19 protein-coding genes are annotated in these 19,601 nt (G+C 39.5%); 7 read left to right on the top strand and 12 right to left on the bottom strand.

What is annotated here, in order from left to right:
• Nucleotides 1-113: 113 nt before the first annotated feature.
• From P0Y49_22030 to P0Y49_22020, 3 genes are all read left to right on the top strand, one after another.
• Complete coding sequence (locus P0Y49_22030; protein ID WEK21824.1) at nt 114-2,564, top strand: TonB-dependent receptor; 2,451 nt, start codon at nt 114-116, stop codon at nt 2,562-2,564.
• An 18-nt stretch (nt 2,565-2,582) separates the two neighbouring features.
• Nucleotides 2,583-3,215, top strand: a complete 633-nt coding sequence (locus P0Y49_22025) for a thiamine phosphate synthase (protein WEK19456.1) — start codon at nt 2,583-2,585, stop codon at nt 3,213-3,215.
• A 67-nt stretch (nt 3,216-3,282) separates the two neighbouring features.
• Nucleotides 3,283-4,560: an MFS transporter gene (locus tag P0Y49_22020; protein WEK19455.1), complete on the top strand. Its 1,278-nt coding sequence runs from the start codon at nt 3,283-3,285 to the stop codon at nt 4,558-4,560.
• Here P0Y49_22020 and P0Y49_22015 read toward each other — a convergent pair.
• From P0Y49_22015 to nagA, 4 genes are all read right to left on the bottom strand, one after another.
• Nucleotides 4,557-6,308: an ABC transporter ATP-binding protein gene (locus P0Y49_22015; GenBank protein WEK19454.1), complete on the bottom strand. Its 1,752-nt coding sequence runs from the start codon at nt 6,306-6,308 to the stop codon at nt 4,557-4,559. The two genes, P0Y49_22020 and P0Y49_22015, sit on opposite strands and share 4 nt — an antisense overlap.
• A 94-nt stretch (nt 6,309-6,402) precedes the next feature.
• Complete coding sequence (frr, locus tag P0Y49_22010) at nt 6,403-6,966, bottom strand: ribosome recycling factor (GenBank protein ID WEK19453.1); 564 nt, start codon at nt 6,964-6,966, stop codon at nt 6,403-6,405.
• A 40-nt stretch (nt 6,967-7,006) separates the two neighbouring features.
• Complete coding sequence (gene pyrH, locus P0Y49_22005; protein ID WEK19452.1) at nt 7,007-7,714, bottom strand: UMP kinase; 708 nt, start codon at nt 7,712-7,714, stop codon at nt 7,007-7,009.
• A 38-nt stretch (nt 7,715-7,752) separates the two neighbouring features.
• On the bottom strand, nt 7,753-8,859 hold the full coding sequence (nagA, locus tag P0Y49_22000) for an N-acetylglucosamine-6-phosphate deacetylase (GenBank protein WEK19451.1): 1,107 nt from the start codon (nt 8,857-8,859) through the stop codon (nt 7,753-7,755).
• Nucleotides 8,860-8,976: 117 nt separating this feature from the next.
• Here nagA and P0Y49_21995 point away from each other — a divergent pair, with 117 nt between their 5' ends.
• The gene (locus tag P0Y49_21995) at nt 8,977-9,471 is read left to right on the top strand and encodes an ORF6N domain-containing protein (GenBank protein ID WEK19450.1); all 495 of its coding nucleotides are present in this window, start codon (nt 8,977-8,979) and stop codon (nt 9,469-9,471) included.
• Nucleotides 9,472-9,570: 99 nt separating this feature from the next.
• On the opposite strand, the gene ltrA is transcribed toward P0Y49_21995, so the two are convergent.
• The 8 genes from ltrA to P0Y49_21955 form a co-directional block, all read right to left on the bottom strand.
• A complete protein-coding gene (gene ltrA / locus P0Y49_21990) occupies nt 9,571-10,845 on the bottom strand; it encodes a group II intron reverse transcriptase/maturase (protein ID WEK19449.1) in 1,275 nt (424 codons plus the stop codon).
• A 633-nt stretch (nt 10,846-11,478) separates the two neighbouring features.
• Nucleotides 11,479-12,318, bottom strand: coding sequence for a translation elongation factor Ts (gene tsf, locus P0Y49_21985; GenBank protein ID WEK19448.1), 840 nt, complete (start codon nt 12,316-12,318; stop codon nt 11,479-11,481).
• A 98-nt stretch (nt 12,319-12,416) separates the two neighbouring features.
• Complete coding sequence (rpsB, locus tag P0Y49_21980) at nt 12,417-13,241, bottom strand: 30S ribosomal protein S2 (protein ID WEK19447.1); 825 nt, start codon at nt 13,239-13,241, stop codon at nt 12,417-12,419.
• A gap of 18 nt (nt 13,242-13,259) precedes the next feature.
• A complete protein-coding gene (rpsI, locus tag P0Y49_21975) occupies nt 13,260-13,646 on the bottom strand; it encodes a 30S ribosomal protein S9 (GenBank protein WEK19446.1) in 387 nt (128 codons plus the stop codon).
• An 11-nt stretch (nt 13,647-13,657) separates the two neighbouring features.
• Nucleotides 13,658-14,101 (bottom strand): 50S ribosomal protein L13, encoded by a 444-nt coding sequence (gene rplM / locus P0Y49_21970; protein ID WEK19445.1) that lies wholly within the window; start codon nt 14,099-14,101, stop codon nt 13,658-13,660.
• Between the two features lie 169 nt (nt 14,102-14,270).
• Nucleotides 14,271-14,489 carry a hypothetical protein gene (locus P0Y49_21965; GenBank protein WEK19444.1) on the bottom strand — a complete coding sequence of 73 codons (219 nt, stop codon included), beginning with the start codon at nt 14,487-14,489 and terminating at the stop codon, nt 14,271-14,273.
• Between the two features lie 3 nt (nt 14,490-14,492).
• On the bottom strand, nt 14,493-15,782 hold the full coding sequence (locus P0Y49_21960; GenBank protein WEK19443.1) for a hypothetical protein: 1,290 nt from the start codon (nt 15,780-15,782) through the stop codon (nt 14,493-14,495).
• A 583-nt stretch (nt 15,783-16,365) separates the two neighbouring features.
• Nucleotides 16,366-16,653: a hypothetical protein gene (locus tag P0Y49_21955; GenBank protein WEK19442.1), complete on the bottom strand. Its 288-nt coding sequence runs from the start codon at nt 16,651-16,653 to the stop codon at nt 16,366-16,368.
• Nucleotides 16,654-17,256: 603 nt separating this feature from the next.
• On the opposite strand from P0Y49_21955, the gene P0Y49_21950 reads away from it, so the two are divergent.
• From P0Y49_21950 to P0Y49_21940, 3 genes are read left to right on the top strand one after another with little or no spacing between them, the layout of a single operon-like run.
• Nucleotides 17,257-17,463: a YtxH domain-containing protein gene (locus P0Y49_21950; protein ID WEK19441.1), complete on the top strand. Its 207-nt coding sequence runs from the start codon at nt 17,257-17,259 to the stop codon at nt 17,461-17,463.
• Between the two features lie 9 nt (nt 17,464-17,472).
• Nucleotides 17,473-18,870, top strand: a complete 1,398-nt coding sequence (locus tag P0Y49_21945) for an MBL fold metallo-hydrolase (GenBank protein ID WEK19440.1) — start codon at nt 17,473-17,475, stop codon at nt 18,868-18,870.
• 26 nt (nt 18,871-18,896) lie between these two features.
• Nucleotides 18,897-19,598 carry a class I SAM-dependent methyltransferase gene (locus tag P0Y49_21940; GenBank protein WEK19439.1) on the top strand — a complete coding sequence of 234 codons (702 nt, stop codon included), beginning with the start codon at nt 18,897-18,899 and terminating at the stop codon, nt 19,596-19,598.
• Nucleotides 19,599-19,601: the final 3 nt, after the last annotated feature.

The raw sequence follows: 19,601 nt of genomic DNA, 5'->3' as shown, positions 1-19,601 counted from the left end.
GATAATGCCGGCGGAGGGATTGGAGTTATGGAGTTTAACTGGGCTGTAAGTACCCCTTACTTGCAGTGGTTTAACTAAAAAATTAAAAATTGAAAACACTAAAGATTGCCGTGATGGCGATGCTGCTGTTGCCCGTTCTGGCAAAAGCTCAATTCAGTATTTCGGGAACTGTATCCGAAAAATCAAACAAAACATTACCCGGAGCATCAGTAAGACTTAAAAATAAGGCTACAGGAACTACCACTGATGTGCAAGGAAAATACCGCTTTAGCAATCTAAAAGCAGGAAGTTATACCCTTAGCACGAGCTATATTGGCTACCAAACCGTAGAGAAAACCGTAACCCTTAACAACGATGAGGTTGTAGATTTTACATTAGCTCCAAGTGCATTTCTAGCCGATGAGGTAATCGTAAGGGCTACACGTGCCAATGAGAAGTCAGCCACCACTTACAAGAATATCGACAAAGCAGAAATTGAGCGAAACAACTTTGGACAAGACCTTCCATTCATCTTAAACAACACACCTGGCGTTGTCGTTACTTCTGATGCCGGCGCTGGCGTAGGTTATACAGGAATAAGGATCAGAGGAAGTGACGCCAGTCGCGTTAATGTTACCATAAACGGCATTCCCTACAACGACAGTGAAAGTCAGGGGATATATTGGGTAAACATGCCGGACTTTGCTTCTTCTGTAGACAACATCCAGATCCAGCGTGGTGTAGGTACGTCTACGAATGGGGCTGGTGCCTTCGGTGGAAGTTTAAACATACAAACCTCTGCACCTGCACAGAATGCTTATGCAGAACTAAACAATACATTTGGTTCTTTTAACACTTTAAAAAACACGGTTAAAATTGGTACCGGATTAATTGATCAAAAATGGAGCTTTGATGGACGCTTATCGAGAATAACATCGGATGGCTTTGTTGATCGTGCCGCTGCCAATCTTAAGTCTTATTTCTTGTCCGGCGCTTATTATGGCAAAACTGACCTGTTGCGGATAAACGTATTTTCGGGTACAGAAAAGACCTATCAAGCCTGGAATGGAGTTCCTGAAGCAAAATTACGCGGAGATCTGGAAGGCTTAAAAGAGCATTATGAGAATAATGTAGGCTATCTATACAATACAAAAGCCGACTCGTTAAACCTGTTTAACTCAGACAACAGAAAGTATAACCAGTTCACCTATAAGGATCAGAACGACAATTATGCGCAAAATCATTACCAGGCATTGTATGCAAAACAATTCAGCGACAAGTTTTCATTCAATGGAGCTTTGCATTATACTGATGGCAAAGGTTATTACGAAGAGTATAAAAATGATCAAAAGTTCAAGAAATACGGCTTACCTGTTGTAAATGTAGGTGGTGTTAATGTTAGTAAAACAGACTTAATTCGTCGCCGTTGGCTAGACAACGATTTCTATGGCTTAACCTATGCATTTAATTACATTCCTCAATCTGATTTAAACTTTACACTTGGCGGGGCCTATAATCAATACAGAGGCAAACATTTTGGAGAGATTATCTGGGCACAATATGCTTCAACTTCAACCAATGATTACCACTATTATGATGGCAGAGGCAACAAAGATGATTTTAACACCTACGCCAAGGTCAATTACAGTCCACTAACTCAATTAAGCCTATTTGCAGATCTACAATACAGAAACGTTAAGTACGACATCACCGGAATGGATAAAAACCGCAATCCGCTTGATTTCCATAACAATTATAACTTTTTCAATCCTAAGTTTGGCGCAACTTATTTCTTAGGCGAACAAAGTAACCTATATGCATCATTTAGTGTGGCCAATAAAGAGCCAAACCGCGATGATTTTACCAATCTAAAAATTGGGTTACCGGTACCAAAACCGGAACGTTTAAATAATGTTGAAGCTGGGTATCGCGTTAAAACTAATGATTTCAATGCCGGCATTAATGTATACGGCATGTTCTATAAAGATCAATTGATTTTTACCGGGGAAGTTAATGATGGTGGCGATCCTTACCGCCAGAATGTAGACAAAAGCTCACGTATGGGCCTTGAACTAGATGCTTCTTACATCATCAGTCCTAAATTTGCCATCAATGCAAATGCTGCATTAAGCAGGAATAAAATCAAAAACTATATTGATTACGTATCTGAGTACGATGATAATTTTGATTTAATCAAAGTTCAGGCGACCACTTATGCCAACCCTGACATTTCTTTCTCGCCAAACACCGTGCTTTTCGGCGAGCTGGTTTACAAACCACTGGTAGGTTTTGCGGTGGCTTTGCAAAGCAAATATGTAAGTAAACAATACATGGACAACACCCAAAATGAAGGCCGTAAATTAAATGCTTACTGGGTAAACAATGCCAGATTGGGTTATGATTTCAGCTTAAAAGGTATTAAAAACATCAATATCGGTCTATTAGCCAATAACATTCTGAATAAAAAATACGAAAGCAACGGCTATACTTACAGCTCAATTTATCCATGGGGAACGGTTACCGAAAACTTTTACTTCCCACAGGCAGGAACTAATTTCCTACTTTCGCTAAATTTGAAATTTTAAATCCAACAGCAGTCCATCATGAAAAAGTTTATTGAAAAACTCCATTTTATTACGCACGATATCCAAAAGCTAAGCCATATCGAACAGGCACAAATTGCCTGCTCTGCCGGAGCAAAATGGATACAATACCGCTGCCTAACCAAAAATGATGATGAATTGCTTCAGGATATTCATGCCATTGCAGAAATCTGTGACGATTGGGGAGCTACCCTGATCGTCACAGATCATATACATTTAAACGGCAAAGCCGACATTCAGGGTTTTCATATCGAAGATTTTGATGCCGACTTTGTAAAACTACGTGAGCAACTGGGCGAAGCAGTAACCATTGGTGGTTCTGCCACTACGCTGCAAGGCTTAATCAGACTGGCTGCTGAAGGTGCAGATTACGCAGGTTTTGGCCCATTTTATACCACAACCACCAAGCCCAATAATTCCCCATTACTGGGTGTATCGGGTTACCAAAATGCAATGGCAGAATTAAAAAAGCTGAATATCGACCTACCCGTGCTTGCTGTTGGCGGTATTACCATCAGCGACATAGATCCTTTAATGAATACCGGGATTTTCGGGATCGCTGCTTCCGCTGCCATAAATCAGGCCGAAGATATGCGTACAGCTTATCTTGACTTTTATGACAAGATCATGTAGATACTTTTTTAAATAAATGTATGTTATTGCAGGTTGATGGCATACATTTGTTTAAAATACTTTTCTGTTGGAAGACCATATACCACCTATAGAGAAACCCGATCCTTTCGCAGCTTTGCGTTACAGAGAATTCCGATCATACCTTGGAATGCGTTTCTTCTTTACTTTTGCTTATCAGATGCAAGCCGTAATTATTGGCTTTCACATCTATTACCTCACCAAAGACCCACTTGCACTTGGATTAATTGGCCTCTGCGAAGCCATACCAGCCATTGGTATTTCCCTATACGGCGGCTATATAGCCGACAAGTCTGAAAAAAGAGGATTGCTCTTTAAAATATTTACCGGTGTATTCTTGTGTTCAGTGGTGATGATGGTGGTTACCACTAAGCAAATGCATGTTTATATACCAACCAGCTATATTGTGCCAATTATGTATTGCATGATCTTCGGGATTGGCATAGCCCGCGGTTTTTTTAGTCCAACCTCTTTCTCGATAATGGCGTCGATTGTTCCTAAAAAACTATACCCAAATTCAAGTACCTGGACCAGCTCCAGTTGGCAATTGGCCTCTATTTTGGCCCCTGCAGCTGGCGGATTAATTTATGCCTTTTACGGCATTACCATAACTTACATCATCATCATTACATTTATAGCAATTGCGTTTATCTGCATTTTCTTTTTAAAACAGCATAAGCCCACCTATATCCCTAAAGAAAGTATTGTAAAGAGTCTTACTGAAGGCGTGCAATTCGTATTTAAAAACAAAATGATGTTATGGGCAATGAGCTTAGACCTATTTTCCGTCTTTTTTGGCGGCGCTGTGTCCCTCCTACCTGTATTTGCCGAAGACATACTTAAAGTCGGCTCAGAAGGCTTAGGATTTATGCGTGCGGCAGCATCAATCGGCGCTGTGATTACCATGTTGGTGATGACTCGCTTTTCGCCGATGAACAAACCATGGCGTAACCTGCTGATTGCTGTTACTGGATTTGGCACCAGCATTATCTGCTACGGTCTATCCAAAAACTTTTACCTTACCCTCATGTTCCTGTTTATGGAAGGTGCATTTGATAGTATCAGCGTCGTGATACGGTCTACCATTATGCAGCTGCTAACCCCAGATGAAATGCGAGGCCGGGTATCTGCTGTAAATAGTATGTTTATTGGTTCATCCAATGAGATTGGAGCCTTCGAATCGGGCTTAACCGCAAAGCTGATGCGTACCGTACCTGCAGTAGTATTTGGAGGCAGCATGACCATCTTTATTGCCGGCGTTACCTATCTAAAAACAAAAGGCTTAATAAAATTAAGCCTTAATGAGATAAACGAACAAAAGGTTTAAACCGTTGTCAGGCGCTCACCGATCTGTTGTCTCCACATGGCATAATACAAGCCATTTAACAACAATAGATCTTCGTGCCTACCCTGTTCAATAATGTGGCCCTTTTCCAGTACAAAAATCCGGTCGGCATGTTTAATCGTCGATAACCTGTGCGCAATTAATATCGTGATGTGATTGGTTTGCTCCGAAATATCACGAATGGTAGCAGTGATTTCCTCTTCTGTTAAAGAATCCAAAGAAGATGTCGCTTCATCAAACACCAAAATATCCGGCTTACGCAAAAGTGCTCTCGCTATCGATAAACGTTGCTTTTCACCTCCCGATACTTTTACTCCACCCTCACCAATTACGGTATCCAGGCCGTTATCTGCTCTTGCCAATAGATTATTACAAGCGGCCTGTTGCAATACCCGCATACATTCTTCATCTGTAGCGCCCGGTCTTACAAACTGTAAATTTTCTCTGATTGTTCCAGAGAACAATTGTGTATCCTGAGTTACAAAACCTATTTTCTCCCTTAATAAATCAAGGTCAATCTGTCTGCTTGAAGTATCATTGTAAAGCACATCACCCTCCATAGGCTGATAAAGTCCAACCAACAGTTTAACCAACGTTGTTTTTCCAGAACCCGAAGGGCCTACAAAAGCAATAGTCTCCCCATTATGGGTACTAAAGTTGATGTCGGTTAATGCATTGAACTTACCTGTTAAGTGTTTAAAATTAACATTCTCAAAAGCCAATTTGGTAATCTTTTCCAGCTTAACCGGATTAAGCGGCTTCTGATCAATTGGTGTGCTTAAAATCCGCTTAAAATTGCCCAAAGAAACCTCGGCCTCCCGCCATGAGAGAATTACATTACCAAGTTCCTGCAATGGACCAAAAAGGAAGAATGAATAAAACAGGAAAGAAAAATACTGTCCTGGAGAAATGGTCTTTTCAAAAATAAGGATCAGTAAAACCACAACCATACTGCTTCGTACAAAATTAACCGTAGTACCCTGTACAAAGCTCATACTCCGCACATACTTTACCTTTCTAAGCTCAAGACCAAGTATTTTATACGTTGTTTTATTTAAACGCTCTATTTCCTGATTAGCTAATCCTAAGCTTTTAACCAGTTCAATGTTTCTTAATGATTCTGTGGTGGAACCCGCCAAAGCAGTTGTTTCAGCCACAATACTTTTTTGTATAGTTTTAATTTTACGACTCAAGAACCAGCTCACAAAACTAATGATTGGGATTGCAGAGAAGTAAATTAAGGTAACTTTATAACTCACCGAAACTGAGTAAACGATTACAAAAATCATTCCTATCAGGCTGACAAATAAAATGCTGATAAAAGAAGTGATGAACTTTTCCGAATCCAGACGTACCTTCTGTAGTATACCCAGAGTCTCACCACTACGTTGATCTTCAAAGACCTGATAAGGTAGTTCCAACGAGTGTTTTAAACCATCTGCATACATTTCTGCTCCTACCTTCTGAACAATGATGCTGGTAAAATAATCCTGAAAGTTCTTGGCAATCCTGGATACCATGGCTGCACCAACCCCCAAACCAACAAACCCAAGTACTCCCCAGATGAACTCGCTTCTTCCCAACACATCTTTCTTTTCGATAAAACGGTCTACAATTCTACCTGTAATGTAAGGATCTAATAAAGAGAATCCTATATTAATAGCAGCCAATACAAGGGCTAAAACCACTATCCATTTATAGTTCTTCAGATATTCAAGCAGTAAATTCATCGATAAGTTTTGTTTTGAGGGATCAAAAATAAAAAAAGGGAATGAAGCAGTATCCTCATTCCCTTTAATTTACAAGTAGATTATAATCCGACTTCTAAACGGTCATGATATCTTTCTCTTTCGCTTCTGTATGTTTATCAACTTTAACGATATAAGCATCAGTTATCTTCTGAACTTCTCCTTCACCGGTTTTAATTTCGTCATCAGAAATGCTTTCGCCTTTCAATTTTTTGATTTTTTCGTTGGCATCTTTACGGATGTTACGAATGGTTATTTTACCCCGCTCAGCTTCCTCTTTTACCTTTTTAACCAATTCTTTTCTGCGTTCTTCAGTCAATGGAGGAACTACCAGGCGAATTACTACACCATCATTCTGAGGGTTAATTCCAATATTGGCCTCCATAATAGCGCGTTCTATTGGCACTAACATATTCTTTTCCCAAGGCTGAACAAGCAAAGTACGTGCATCTGGCGTATTGATACTTGCTACCTGAGATAAAGCCGTAGCACTACCATAATAATCTACAAATATGCCGTCTAACATACCTGCAGAAGCTTTTCCTGCACGGATTTTAGTCAATTCAGCTTCACAATGGTCAATAGCCTTGTCCATGTTTGTCTGGGCATCTTGTAATTGTTTCTTTATGAGGTCATTCATGTTTTGTAAAATTTAACCAAAAATATAAAATTTATTAGTATCAGTTCTTAACTAACGTACCGATGCCATCGCCATTGGCGATTTTCATAAAATTACCTGTTTTATTCATATCAAAAACGATAATCGGTAATTTGTTCTCTTCGCAAAGTGTAAAAGCCGTCATATCCATCACATTCAATCCTTTAGCGTAAACTTCTTTAAAGGAAATTTCAGAATACTTGGTGGCATTAGGGTCCTTTTCCGGATCAGCAGTATAAATTCCGTCAACACGTGTTCCTTTCAATACCACATCTGCCTTTATCTCGATAGCGCGTAATGCTGCTGCCGAATCTGTCGTGAAATAAGGGTTACCTGTACCGGCGCCAAAAATCACCACACGCCCCTTTTCAAGGTGACGTACCGCTCTTCTGCGGATAAAAGGTTCGCAGATTTGCTCCATTTTAATCGCAGTAAGTAAACGCGTTTTCAAGCCTACTTTTTCTAAAGCATCTTGCAAGGCCATACTGTTGATTACAGTTGCCAACATCCCCATATAATCGGCTTGTGCACGGTCCATACCGGACTTTTCGGCACTTAAACCTCTAAAAATATTCCCACCTCCAATAACGATTGCTATTTCAAGACCTTGAGCATGAACTGCCTTAATGTCTTCAGCATATTGCCTTACCACCTCATTATCAATACCATACTGCTTTTCGCCCATTAGCGATTCGCCACTTAATTTTAACAGGATCCGTTTATATTTCATGGCTCCAAAAATAACTAATTGTTTTAATTAATGAGGGATCAAATGTGTAAACCGCCCACAAAAACTTTACTCAGCTTAAGTTCAGGCGTCAATAATAGCAAATCAGCATCATTACCAACGTTTAATGAGCCTATTTTATCTGCAAGTCCAATCAGCTTTGCAGGATAGGATGAAGCCATATTTAAGGCATCATGTAAAGGGATATCACAATGTTGTACACAGTTCTCAACAGCCTGTAACATGGTAATGTTTGATCCCGAAAGCGTACCATCAGGTGTAATAAATTTATCTCCCGAAAGCTGATGCTGATAAGGACCAATGTTACATTCCGTCACAGCATCAGTAATTAAAAACAGTCGGTCTTTCATCAGCTTATGGCTCATCTTCACCATTTCAAAATCCACATGGTTTCCATCGGCGATGATACTTGCCATTGCAGCAGGATGATTAAATACCGCTACAGGCAAATTAGGAGCCCTGTGATGAATTGCGGGCATGGCATTAAACAAATGTGTAGTCGTTTTAAATCCTTTGTTATACGCAGCCGTAGCTTGTTCAAAACTCGCATCACTATGTCCTAATGACAAAAGCACATCATTGTCCAGTAAATAATTGATCACTGCATCATCCTGAAGTTCAGCCGCCAGTGTCATCATCTTTACAGTGCCATCTGCATGGTCCAGCAGACGCTTCACTTCATCAAGCTCCGCTTTATGGATGTAAGCTTCAATATGTGCACCCCTACGCTTAGGATTAAGGTAAGGCCCTTCTAGATGCAAGCCCAAAAAGCCTTTGGCTTGTGAGCGGTAAGCCTTTGCAGCATCCAAGGCCTGATAAACAATTTCCATGGTGTTGGTAGCTACGCAGGCCAAAAAACCTGTGGTTCCCTTGCGGATCAGGTCATCATCCATCTGCTGTAATGTTTCCGCTGTGGGATAAGCAGAGAAAAGCTGTCCGCCACTACCATAGATCTGAAGTTCTACAAAAGAAGGACTAAGGAAATCACCCCTGGCATCAATTTGTGTATATCCGGCAGGAACTTCTTCATTAGAAACACGGCTAATTTTTCCTTTTTCAATTAGCACAGATTGGTCTGTCAGCAGCACACCGGATTTAAAGAGCTTACAATTGGTTATTGCGATCATACGATTGTATTGTGTTAAGCCAAATATACTGATTTAGCCTATGGTGATGAAAAACCCGCACTATAGCCGTTAAAAAATAACCAAACCAATGCTGTAGTCATACCCGATGAAGCGGTAATGAACAAGATCTATGTGATCCGGGATCAGAAAGTGATGTTGGATAGGGATCTTGCTGAACTCTATGGAGTTGAAACCAAGGTATTAAAACAGGCAGTAAGACGTAATATTACACGTTTTCCACAAGACTTTATGTTTGAGATGAACAAAGAAGAGCTGGAGAATTGGAGGTCACAGTTTGTGACCTCCAAAGAAGATCGACAAGGATTACGCTATATGCCTTTTTGTTTTACCGAACAGGGCGTTGCCATGTTGTCAAGCGTGCTAAACAGTGAGCGGGCAATCCATGTAAACATTCAGATCATTCGTATCTATACCCGCATTCGTGAAATGGTACTGCTCCATAAAGACGTATCATTGCTGGTGGAACAGGTAGAAAAGAAGCTCCTTAAACAGGATCAGAAAATAGAAATACTGTTTACTTATCTAAGTAAATTCATTGAAAAAGAGGATAAACCAAGACCAGAAATAGGCTTTAAACGAAAAGGGAAATAATCCCCTTCACACTCTCAGCAATTAGGTAGGAAGATAGCTATTATTTAGCTATCTGTCCTCCTACACCACCGTACGTGCCGTTCGGCATACGGCGGTTTGTTAGAATAATTTCTTCTGGTATTCAGTTTTCCAGTAATAGTAGTTGGTAAAGCCCGTATACTTTAGCTTTGTAAAGTATGCATTGTCTAGCACCCGACATAGTATTGGGCTGTGAGCAATTCTGCAATAAGATTTTCGACTGTTTGCCCATTCATAAGCTTTGTCCCTTGAAATACCCAACTTAATTAGGTTCCCAATACGGATATATACTTTCTTCCACTGTTTCCAAATGATCATTCTTAACCTTACACGGACCATTTCGTCTAATCTAAGTAACTGATTTTTGGCTTTGGCTATAGAAAAGTAATTTACCCAGCCCCGTATGACCTTTTCTAGTCTATAAATTCGTTCACTAGTAGCAATCGAATGGTTCCGTTGGGTTTGTTCCCTTATCTTCTGTTTTATCGTTTTCAGAGATTTGGACGCAACCCGGATCTGCCATCCTTGTTTGGAGCCATAAAAGGAAAAGCCTAAAAGCGTGCTACCAGATGGTCGGCTTACTTTGCTCTTCTCCCGGTTGACCTTGAGTTTCAACTTATCTTCCAAATAGCCTGTCATAACCGCCATAACACGGAAGGCCGATTTTCTGCTCCGCACATAAATACTACAGTCATCTGCGTAACGTACAAAACGGTGGCCCCGGTCTTCCAGAATTTGATCTAGCTCATTCAGAATAATGTTTGATAATAAAGGGCTCAAAGGACTACCTTGCGGCGTACCCTCTCTTCTGGGGCTAACCAGTCCATTATCCATCATACCGCCACTTAGGTAAGCACGAATAAGCTTTAAGGTCCCCCTATCCTTGATCTTAACCCATAACAGGCTCATAAGCTTGTCGTGGTTGACCGTATCAAAGAACTTTTCCAAGTCCACTTCTACAACCCAGGTATAACCCGCATTGAGGTTTACCTGCCCCTGAAATACCGCCTGATGTGCACTGCGACCCGGGCGAAACCCATAACTGTTTGCTGAAAAATCGCCCTCGTACTTAGGACTCAACCATTGAGAGATCGCCTGTTGCAACAGCCTGTCGATTACCGTTGGGATGCCCAAAATTCTCGTTCCACCGCCCGTTTTGGGTATTTCTACCTTAAGTACAGATTGTGGTCGATAATTACCCGCTAAAATATCACTCTTTAATGCTTGCCAGTGGATATTGAGGTAGTCACGAAGTTCATCGGTCTGCATACCATCAATACCCCCAGCACCCTTATTGGTAGTAACCTGCCGAAAGGCTTTTTGTACATTTCGGATGTCTAATATTTCTTCAAGCATACTACTAAAAAAAAACTAATTCCAGGCATTGTGCTCATTAGTTGCATAGCTAGACTCAACTCCTCCTGCGTTTTACTTTCAGCTTCCGGCCTATACTCCCGCAGGCAGTTCTCTTACGTGTTTCAGTTGTGAACGTTTCGCCATAAACGTTTTGATTCCTTTGCCATTCTAACATTCAGTCCTTCCTGTTTAAAAAAAAAACAGTACTACGACTTCTGCTGACTTCTGCCTATCCCAAGTAACCATTGTTATTCTGATTATTGTTTCTTCGCCGGTACTCGCGCATACCTTTGACAGTCTATAGACAGATCTCCCGGGGTAAGGCGGTCAACTTTCTATGGATGTGACCTCTGTATTTACGTGTTGATGTTCTGTGCAGCATAGGGCTTCTGTTTGTTTTGCAACATCACCCACATCAACCCGCCTTATATACAGTTTCTGTACGTAGGCCCCCATATTTGCCACCAGCTTCCTTCAGATTCGCAGTCACCCGCGACACCCTTGCTATTGGCTAACCCTTCCTACTGCAAAGTGGGCTCGGGACTTACACCCTAGAGTTGATCGCCATGCCCGGCGCACAAAAAAAGAGCCTCCTGAAAACAGAAGGCTCTTCTAAAAAAAATTAATTAAGTATTAAGCTCCTAATTGTACGCGTTTGAATGCAACAACAGTTAAACCGTTAGAAACATCATTTAAGAATTTACGTACATCTTTAGACGAATCTTTAACAAACTCCTGGTTTAATAAAGTACTGTCTTTGTAGAATTTATTCAATTTACCAGCAGCAATTTTCTCAACCATTTCTTCTGGTTTACCTTCAGCGCGGATTTGTTCTTTAGCGATTTCAGTTTCACGCTCAATAGTTGTAGCGTCAACATCACCTTTATCTAAAGCAACCGGGCTCATTGCAGCGATTTGCATAGCAACGTCTTTACCAGCTTCTTCAACACCTTCACCAGCTTGGTTTAAAGCAACCAAAACACCTAAACGGTAGTTACCGTGGATATAAGGAACAACTTTTTCACCTGTAACAGTTTCGAATTTAGAGATACCGATTTTCTCACCGATTTTACCAGTGTTCTCAACGATGATATCAGAAACTTTTTGTCCGTCAATTTCAAGAGCTAAAAGTTCTTCTAATGAAGCAGGATTGCTATCGATAGCTAAATCAGTAAATTTGTTAGCCAAAGCAACGAAATCAGCATTTTTAGCCACAAAGTCAGTCTCGCAGTTTAATTCAACCACTACACCACGTTTGCCATCAGCAGTAGCCTTAGCAATAACAACACCCTCGTTAGAATCACGATCCTGACGAGAAGCCGCTACTTTAGCACCTTTTTTACGTAAATAATCAACCGCAGCTTCGAAATCACCATTAGCTTCGATTAACGCTTTTTTGCAGTCCATCATACCAGCACCAGTTTGTTGGCGCAATTTGTTTACATCAGCTGCAGAAATTTGTACTGTAGACATTTTATTTCCTTTTTAAGTTTTTATCAAAAAATTATGGGTTGTGCACGACTTGTTGTAGTATAAACTGCAACGCACCATACACAACCCAATTATATTATTTAAGCTTCTTCGCTTGTACCTTCTTCAGAATCAGCTTCAACTTTCTTTCTTCTGGCACCAGGTGCAGCAGCTTCCGGAGCATCAGCAGCAGCTTTAGCAGCTACAGCTTCTTTCTCAGTTTCCTCGTCTTTTTCACGTTTACGCTCATCTAAACCTTCTTCAATTGCTTTGATGATTACATCAGTAATTAAAGAGATAGATTTAGTAGCATCATCATTCGCAGGAATTGGGAAATCGATGTTTGAAGGATCAGAGTTGGTATCAACCATTGCAAAAGTTGGAATGTTTAATTTCAACGCTTCGCTAACAGCGATGTGCTCTTTTTTAACGTCAATTAAGAAGATAGCAGCTGGTAAACGGTTTAAATCCGCGATACCACCTAATAAGCTTTCTAATTTGATACGCTCACGTTGGATCATTAAACGCTCTTTCTTAGAAAGAATCGAATAAGTACCGTCTTTAGTCATTTTATCGATGGTAACCATCTTTTTGATTGACTTGCGAACAGTAGCAAAGTTAGTTAACATACCACCTAACCAACGCTCAGTTACGTAAGGCATGTTTACTTTTTTTGCTTGATCAGCAACGATTTCTTTAGCTTGTTTCTTAGTAGCTACGAAAAGAATCTTACGACCAGATTTAACGATCTGTTTGATTGCTGAAGCAGCTTCTTCAGTTTTAGTTAAAGTTTTATTTAAATCTATAATGTGGATACCATTGCGCTCCATGAAAATGTATGGGGCCATTTTTGGGTTCCATTTACGGGTAAGGTGACCAAAGTGTACACCTGCATCCAGTAAGTCTTGATATGTAGTTCTTGCCATTGTTTTGTCTCCTTAAGATTAACGTTTACTGAATTGGAATTTCTTACGTGCTTTCTTGCGTCCTGGTTTCTTACGTTCAACCATACGCATATCACGGGTCATTAACCCTTTAGCGCGTAATGCTGGTTTTTTCTCAGCATCTAATTCAACAATAGCTTTAGCAATAGCTAAACGAACAGCTTCTGCCTGACCTTTTACGCCACCACCGGCAACATTTACAGTTACATCATACTGACCAACTAGTTCAGAAACTGTGAACGATTGGTTAACGATGTATTGTAAAGGCAATGTTGGGAAATATTCTTTATGATCTTTACCGTTTACGGTAATTGTGCCGTTGCCTTCTTTTAAATAGATACGAGCAACTGCAGTTTTTCTTCTTCCTGAAGTGTTAGTAACTGACATTTCTTCTTTAATTAAAGTTTAATGGTTTTTGGTGATTGCGCTGCATGAGGATGTTCTGCACCTGCATAAACAAAAAGATTGGTGTAAAGTTTAGCACCAAGTTTTGTTTTAGGTAACATACCACGAACGGCTTTCTCGATAACACGCTTAGGATGTTTCGCCATTAACTCTTTCGGAGAAATGAAACGCTGACCACCTGGATAACCAGTGTAAGAGATATAAACTTTATCATTCAGTTTATTTCCGGTCAACTTGATCTTGTCTGCATTGATAACGATAACGTTATCACCGCAGTCTACGTGTGGGGTATACTCAGGCTTGTTTTTACCACGGATGATCATAGCAATCTTCGATGACAAGCGCCCCAAAATCTCGCCTTCAGCATCCACAACAACCCACTGTTTGTTAACAGTTTTTGCATTGGCAGAGACAGTTTTGTAACTTAACGTATTCACTTGCTTGTATTTAATTTGTTTAACAATTATTTATTCCCTCTAATTTTAGGGACTGCAAAGATAGATAGAAATATTTAATTGCCAAACAGTTGAAGAGATATTTATTTTGATAACTAAAATGGCCAGATGGGATCATCTGGCCATTAATCGTTTTTGAGAAGAGAAAATTCTACATTTCTTCTTTTGCTTCAAAATTCTTTTTGGCAACCTCAAATTGTTCCTTTATCACTGTTATTATCCTATCTGATACTACTTCCGAGATTTCTTCTGAAGTCATATCACCACGGATTTGATCCTTTTCCAATGGCTGTTTTCTAAAACTGGAGAGTACATCTTTTACATTGAATCTTGCCTGTGATAAATCTGGATTGAAAAATGTAATGCTCATATTTTATTTATTAAAGTAGTTTTCAAAAAAATGCTTGTTCAATTCTGGATTAAAATAATGTTTTCTTTTGATCCAGACAAATCCATCACCCTTTGAAATAATGGCAACATCTACAGGGCCACCAACACTTTCTTCTGCAAAGGTAATTCTTCTTTTTAAATATGTCAAATATATCAAGCTCTCAGCCATTTCTGCCAAATCTTCTTTTGAAAGACTACAGACTGCATTCATCAAGGGTACAATATATTTTTCTGTCTTAATTAGACTATTCATTTGTGCAAATTCTGACTGTAAAACATCTGTATTCAACGCTTCAACCTGAGCCTTCAACTGGGGATTACTATCCCCTATCGTTTGCAATATCACTTCGTTATATTTTTTAAAAATAGATGAAAAATTTTGCAGGTAGGTACTATCCAGCTCAGGATCTATACCACTCAAAATAGTATCAATAACATCTTGTTGTGCAAATGGGCGAATTGCTCCATCATTTTTAGTTGTGATACATGCGACACTATCTTCATCAACATAATATCTAATTTTATTATCTACTACAAAAGAGATATTAATTGGTATCAATTGTGGATAGATCTCATCTTCTCCAAAACCGGAAAAAATTAAACCAGTATAACTTGTTGTTGTTTCTTTAGCTTTCAGAACTGCATAAACTGCAGCATTTATCACCTCAATAATAGTATCAGTAATCACGAAACCATTTTGCTTTAACGTACTATCAACGAGTCCATCAAGAGTATTCTTCGAATGCGCTTTAAAGGCATCAAAATCATAGTCAATAAATTCCGGACAAATATCTACTGCATTAAAATAATCAGAAAGTTCTATTAAATTTTCTTCTACTAATGCTAAAAATCTAACTTTATTTTCATCTGTAGGTTGTTCAAGTAAAATCTGATTTTTACTAGCAACAGCACTGATCGCATCCCCTACAATGATTTCCGCAAAATCTTTCAAAAAGACCTGTTGTGTTACAGGTGTAGTAAAAAAATCTTTTGACCTTAAATAGTTAAGAAAATCCTCCTGATAAGCTTTAACAGTGGCGCAAGATTTATCTCCAAGTTGTTTTCTATACATCTTTATAATCGTTTCCCAAGGAGTTGACATAAAAGAAGCCGAATTGTATATCATAACGCCAATTGGATGATATTTCGATAATGTGAATACCTTATTAGCTTTATTAAATATTTTTCTGCCTTTTACCCCGCTAATAGTTACTGCACTATCCGCTGCTAGTGCTACAGCTTGTTTATTTAGTATTCCAACTACGGCTGTCATAATCTTACATCTATAAATGGCGAAAACTCAAAGATAATATTTTTATTAAAACAACACAGAGTTTATCTTTATATAATTTTTTAGCGCTATAATTATACAACGAGGGTTAAAATGGAGTTTTTTTCGGGAAAGCTTTCCTCTGGTTTATTAAACACAATATTAAAAAAGTAAGTAAATAAGGTTGCACATAAATAATTGAATACAGAGTTTTCATATATTTCTTCCTTTTGTCATCGAAATGTTTTTATTTTTTCACCCAAAAACTTTTCTACAACATTCGCCGTTATAGTTGCAGTTTGTTTGGTTTAGGTTGGTCTGTGGTGGATCAACCATCTTTATAGCAGGGACGTTTCGAAAGATCGTCCCTGTTTCCTTTTATATCCTCTTACCTACCCTTCCTGGATCTCAGTCTTACTGGTTAGTCATTAATTACAAAAGCTAAAATACACCTCTTATAGGATTGAACTCAAACAGGTAAAAGCAGTATGATACCAGTCCAATACCAGTCGAATAGCAGACCAATAGCAGACGCGATATCACACTGTCTAACAAAAACTCACCATTAATAACCCCACACTTTGTGCTACGAATTCCAAACATCCTGACTTATCCTGCCATTATGCAAAATACTAGCAGCCAGAATCACTCTATGAAGGTTTTCGTAGAAACTGATCAAATTGGCTCGCTCCTTAACATCTAAGGTAGAAAAGGGGTTAACGAAACTCTGTTTCAGAATTTGCCATAATAAGTCCTGACTTTCATCAAGATCATACGCTTCGAAAAAAAGTTCTATTGTATCAAGAGCCAATGCTTTTAGCTCTTTTTCGGTGCCCTTTGGCCTACTTTGGAAGTATTCATCATTGTTAATCATATCCTCATTTTTTTAGTTTAAACCTTAAAATGAGTCTCAATCGAAATTTAGGGAAGCCTCAGTGGGTGTTCGTCTATTTATAAAATAAAACGAAAGTGCAACTATAGCAAGTTCTAAATACCGGACAGCAAGGCTTTCTGACGGCCCAGGAAAGCGGATTTACAATAGAACCCATGACGCCATAGTGCACCTTCAAAAGTACAACAAATATTGTCATGGGCATTAATCTATTGTCTCTGTCCTTGCATTTGTCAGAAATTTTGCTGTCGAGACTCTTAAATTAATACCTCATTTAAGAAGTAATGATATGTTGTTATATTTCTTTATTTCATTGGCTGTCTTTAATCAGTTTTAGGTATACCGCTTCCAAAAAGAAAGATTCTTAGCTACCGCTGACTTCTCCCTTAATTTAATTAAAAGTGCTCAGACAAACCACACATTATTATAAAAATTAATTTAATATTTTATTTGAACATGCGCCGGCCTTCAAAAATTCCGTCCGATTAAGAACTATTCTGCCTCATTTTTGTTTATCTTACACGGACATGTTAGGCAACACAATAGCCTAATAGCTGATCAACAATCAAAAAAGGAGAAATTACAATGACTAAAGAAACTAAAATAATCGCAGGGGTATTGGCCGGGGCTGCTTTAGGCGCTGCAATCGCTTTAATCTTATCAACAGATAAAGGTGAAGATGTAAAAGATAAAATATCGGATTGGTTTTGTGACATTTTAGATGCTTCTAAAGAAAAACTGGCTGATGTAACAGATCACGTAAAAGACACTATTTCAAAAGTAAGAGCCTAATTTAACTGAATGAAGATTGCATTTCATGGGGCAGCGCGTGCTGTAACGGGTAGTAAACACCTGGTCACTTTAAATAACGGAACTAAAATATTATTGGACTGCGGCCTTTTTCAGGGTATGGGCGATATAACCGAACAGCTAAATGAATCTTTCGGATTTAACCCGGCTAAAGTTACTTACCTCATTTTGTCGCACGCACATATAGACCATTGCGGACTGCTACCTCGTTTGGTAGCCGAAGGTTTTAGTGGCACCATTTATTGCACATCTGCTACAAAAGACCTGGCCGCAATCCTAATGCTCGATTCGGCAAAGATCCAGATGCAGGATGCAGAGTACGCAAACAAAAAAAACAGGCACCCGGAAAACCCGGTAGTACCACTGTATACAGACAAGGATGTCCACCAAACTATTAGCCAGTTCAAAACCATACCTTACAATCAGGATTTTGACATCGATTCCAATGTTATGGTTAGGCTTACCGATGCTGGCCACATTGTAGGTAGTGCAGCTGTACATTTACGGATCAACGAAGACGATAAAGAAACCCGCATTACTTTTAGTGGAGATGTAGGCCGTTATGGTGACTTGCTGTTAAAAAGTCCTCATACCTTTCCACAGGCCGACTACATCCTTATAGAATCTACTTATGGCGATTCCTTGCATACCGAGGTTGCCCCTATCGAAAACCTATTGTTGGAGATCATTACGCAGACTTGCTTAGAAAAGAAAGGCAAAATTGTCATCCCGGCATTTAGCGTTGGTCGCACGCAGGAGTTACTATATGCCCTAAACTCGCTCGAATTAAAAGGTCAACTACCCAATATCCCTTATTATGTGGATAGCCCGCTTTCTATGGAGGCAACTCAAGTACTAAAAAACCACCCAGAGGTATACAACAATGGAGTTAAAGAGGTGCTGAAGGTAGACCATGACATCTTCGACTTTAAAGGCTTAAGATTTATTGAAAGCGTAGAGGAGTCCAAAGCGCTAAATGACGATCCGCAGCCTTGTGTGATTATATCTTCATCCGGCATGGCCGAGGGTGGACGAGTAAGACATCACATTAAAAACAATATCAGTGATCAAAAAAACACCATTCTAATGGTGGGATATGCCAGTCCCGGCTCCCTTGCCGGCCGCTTAATGGCCGGACAAAAAAGAGTTTGGCTGTTTGGACAGGATTATGATGTAATTGCTGAGGTTAGATCTATTAAATCCATGAGCGCACATGGCGATTATGAAGATTTATTAAAGTTTCTTTCCGTGCAGAACCCGGCAAAGGTTAAACAGTTATTTCTGGTTCACGGTGAGTACGATGTGCAGCTGAAATTTGCTGAAAGGGTACGCAATGCAGGTTTTAAAAACGTTTCTATTCCGGAATATCATCAAGAGTTTGAGTTGTAAAGCAATCTCTTTTCTATCTTTGTGGCATGGATGTTTTTGGAGAAGCTTTAAAAGATCAGTTTATAAAACCACCGGCAGAAACCTTATGGGTGCATAATTCTTATGACGAACCGGAGGAAATGCCAGTTGACATTTACTTCAGAGACGAGCAGGAAATGCCTGATCTTGAGCTTAAGGCACTGGATCTTTGCAAAGGCAAAGTGCTGGATGTAGGTGCCGGCGTAGGCAGCCATGCTTTAGTGCTCCAAAAAAGAGGATTTGATATTACAGGTATGGACATCTCCGCAGCAGCGGTAACCATAATGAAACAACGTGGGCTGAAACAAGCCATGGAAGGAAATATCCTGGCTTATAAAATTCCTGAGGGGGATAAGAAATATGACACCCTTTTGTTTATGATGAACGGGATCGGCCTTACAGGATCGCTTCCCGGACTGAAAGCCTTTTTAAAACATGTCAAAAGCTTAATCAATAAAGATGGTCAGTTGGTTTTCGATAGTTCCGACCTGTCGTATTTGTATCTGGAAATCCCATTTCCTGAAAACGGATACTTTGGCGAAGTCAGCTTTAGGTATGAATACAAAAGTGTAAAAGGCAATTGGTTTAAGTGGATCTATGTAGATCAGAAGACACTTATTGATATTGCCAAACAAACAGGGTGGCATACTGAGATCATCTTCGAAGACGATTCAGATCAATATTTGGCAAGACTAACGCTTGCCAAATAATAA

It is taken from the genome of Candidatus Pedobacter colombiensis (genome assembly GCA_029202485.1).
Taxonomy (GTDB): Bacteria; Bacteroidota; Bacteroidia; order Sphingobacteriales; family Sphingobacteriaceae; genus Pedobacter; species Pedobacter colombiensis.
This window is presented reverse-complemented; position numbering and strand designations above follow the sequence as displayed.

Coding starts and splice junctions, on each gene's coding strand:
- P0Y49_22025 (WEK19456.1), top strand. CDS start 2,583: ATGAAAAAGTTTATTGAAAAACTCCATTTTATTACGCACGATATCCAA.
- P0Y49_21955 (WEK19442.1), bottom strand. CDS start 16,653: ATGATTAACAATGATGAATACTTCCAAAGTAGGCCAAAGGGCACCGAA.
- nagA (WEK19451.1), bottom strand. CDS start 8,859: ATGATCGCAATAACCAATTGTAAGCTCTTTAAATCCGGTGTGCTGCTG.
- P0Y49_22015 (WEK19454.1), bottom strand. CDS start 6,308: ATGAATTTACTGCTTGAATATCTGAAGAACTATAAATGGATAGTGGTT.
- frr (WEK19453.1), bottom strand. CDS start 6,966: ATGAATGACCTCATAAAGAAACAATTACAAGATGCCCAGACAAACATG.
- P0Y49_21965 (WEK19444.1), bottom strand. CDS start 14,489: ATGAGCATTACATTTTTCAATCCAGATTTATCACAGGCAAGATTCAAT.
- P0Y49_22030 (WEK21824.1), top strand. CDS start 114: ATGGCGATGCTGCTGTTGCCCGTTCTGGCAAAAGCTCAATTCAGTATT.
- pyrH (WEK19452.1), bottom strand. CDS start 7,714: ATGAAATATAAACGGATCCTGTTAAAATTAAGTGGCGAATCGCTAATG.
- rpsB (WEK19447.1), bottom strand. CDS start 13,241: ATGGCAAGAACTACATATCAAGACTTACTGGATGCAGGTGTACACTTT.
- ltrA (WEK19449.1), bottom strand. CDS start 10,845: ATGCTTGAAGAAATATTAGACATCCGAAATGTACAAAAAGCCTTTCGG.
- P0Y49_21950 (WEK19441.1), top strand. CDS start 17,257: ATGACTAAAGAAACTAAAATAATCGCAGGGGTATTGGCCGGGGCTGCT.
- P0Y49_21995 (WEK19450.1), top strand. CDS start 8,977: ATGAACAAGATCTATGTGATCCGGGATCAGAAAGTGATGTTGGATAGG.
- rpsI (WEK19446.1), bottom strand. CDS start 13,646: ATGTCAGTTACTAACACTTCAGGAAGAAGAAAAACTGCAGTTGCTCGT.
- P0Y49_21940 (WEK19439.1), top strand. CDS start 18,897: ATGGATGTTTTTGGAGAAGCTTTAAAAGATCAGTTTATAAAACCACCG.
- P0Y49_21960 (WEK19443.1), bottom strand. CDS start 15,782: ATGACAGCCGTAGTTGGAATACTAAATAAACAAGCTGTAGCACTAGCA.
- tsf (WEK19448.1), bottom strand. CDS start 12,318: ATGTCTACAGTACAAATTTCTGCAGCTGATGTAAACAAATTGCGCCAA.
- P0Y49_21945 (WEK19440.1), top strand. CDS start 17,473: ATGAAGATTGCATTTCATGGGGCAGCGCGTGCTGTAACGGGTAGTAAA.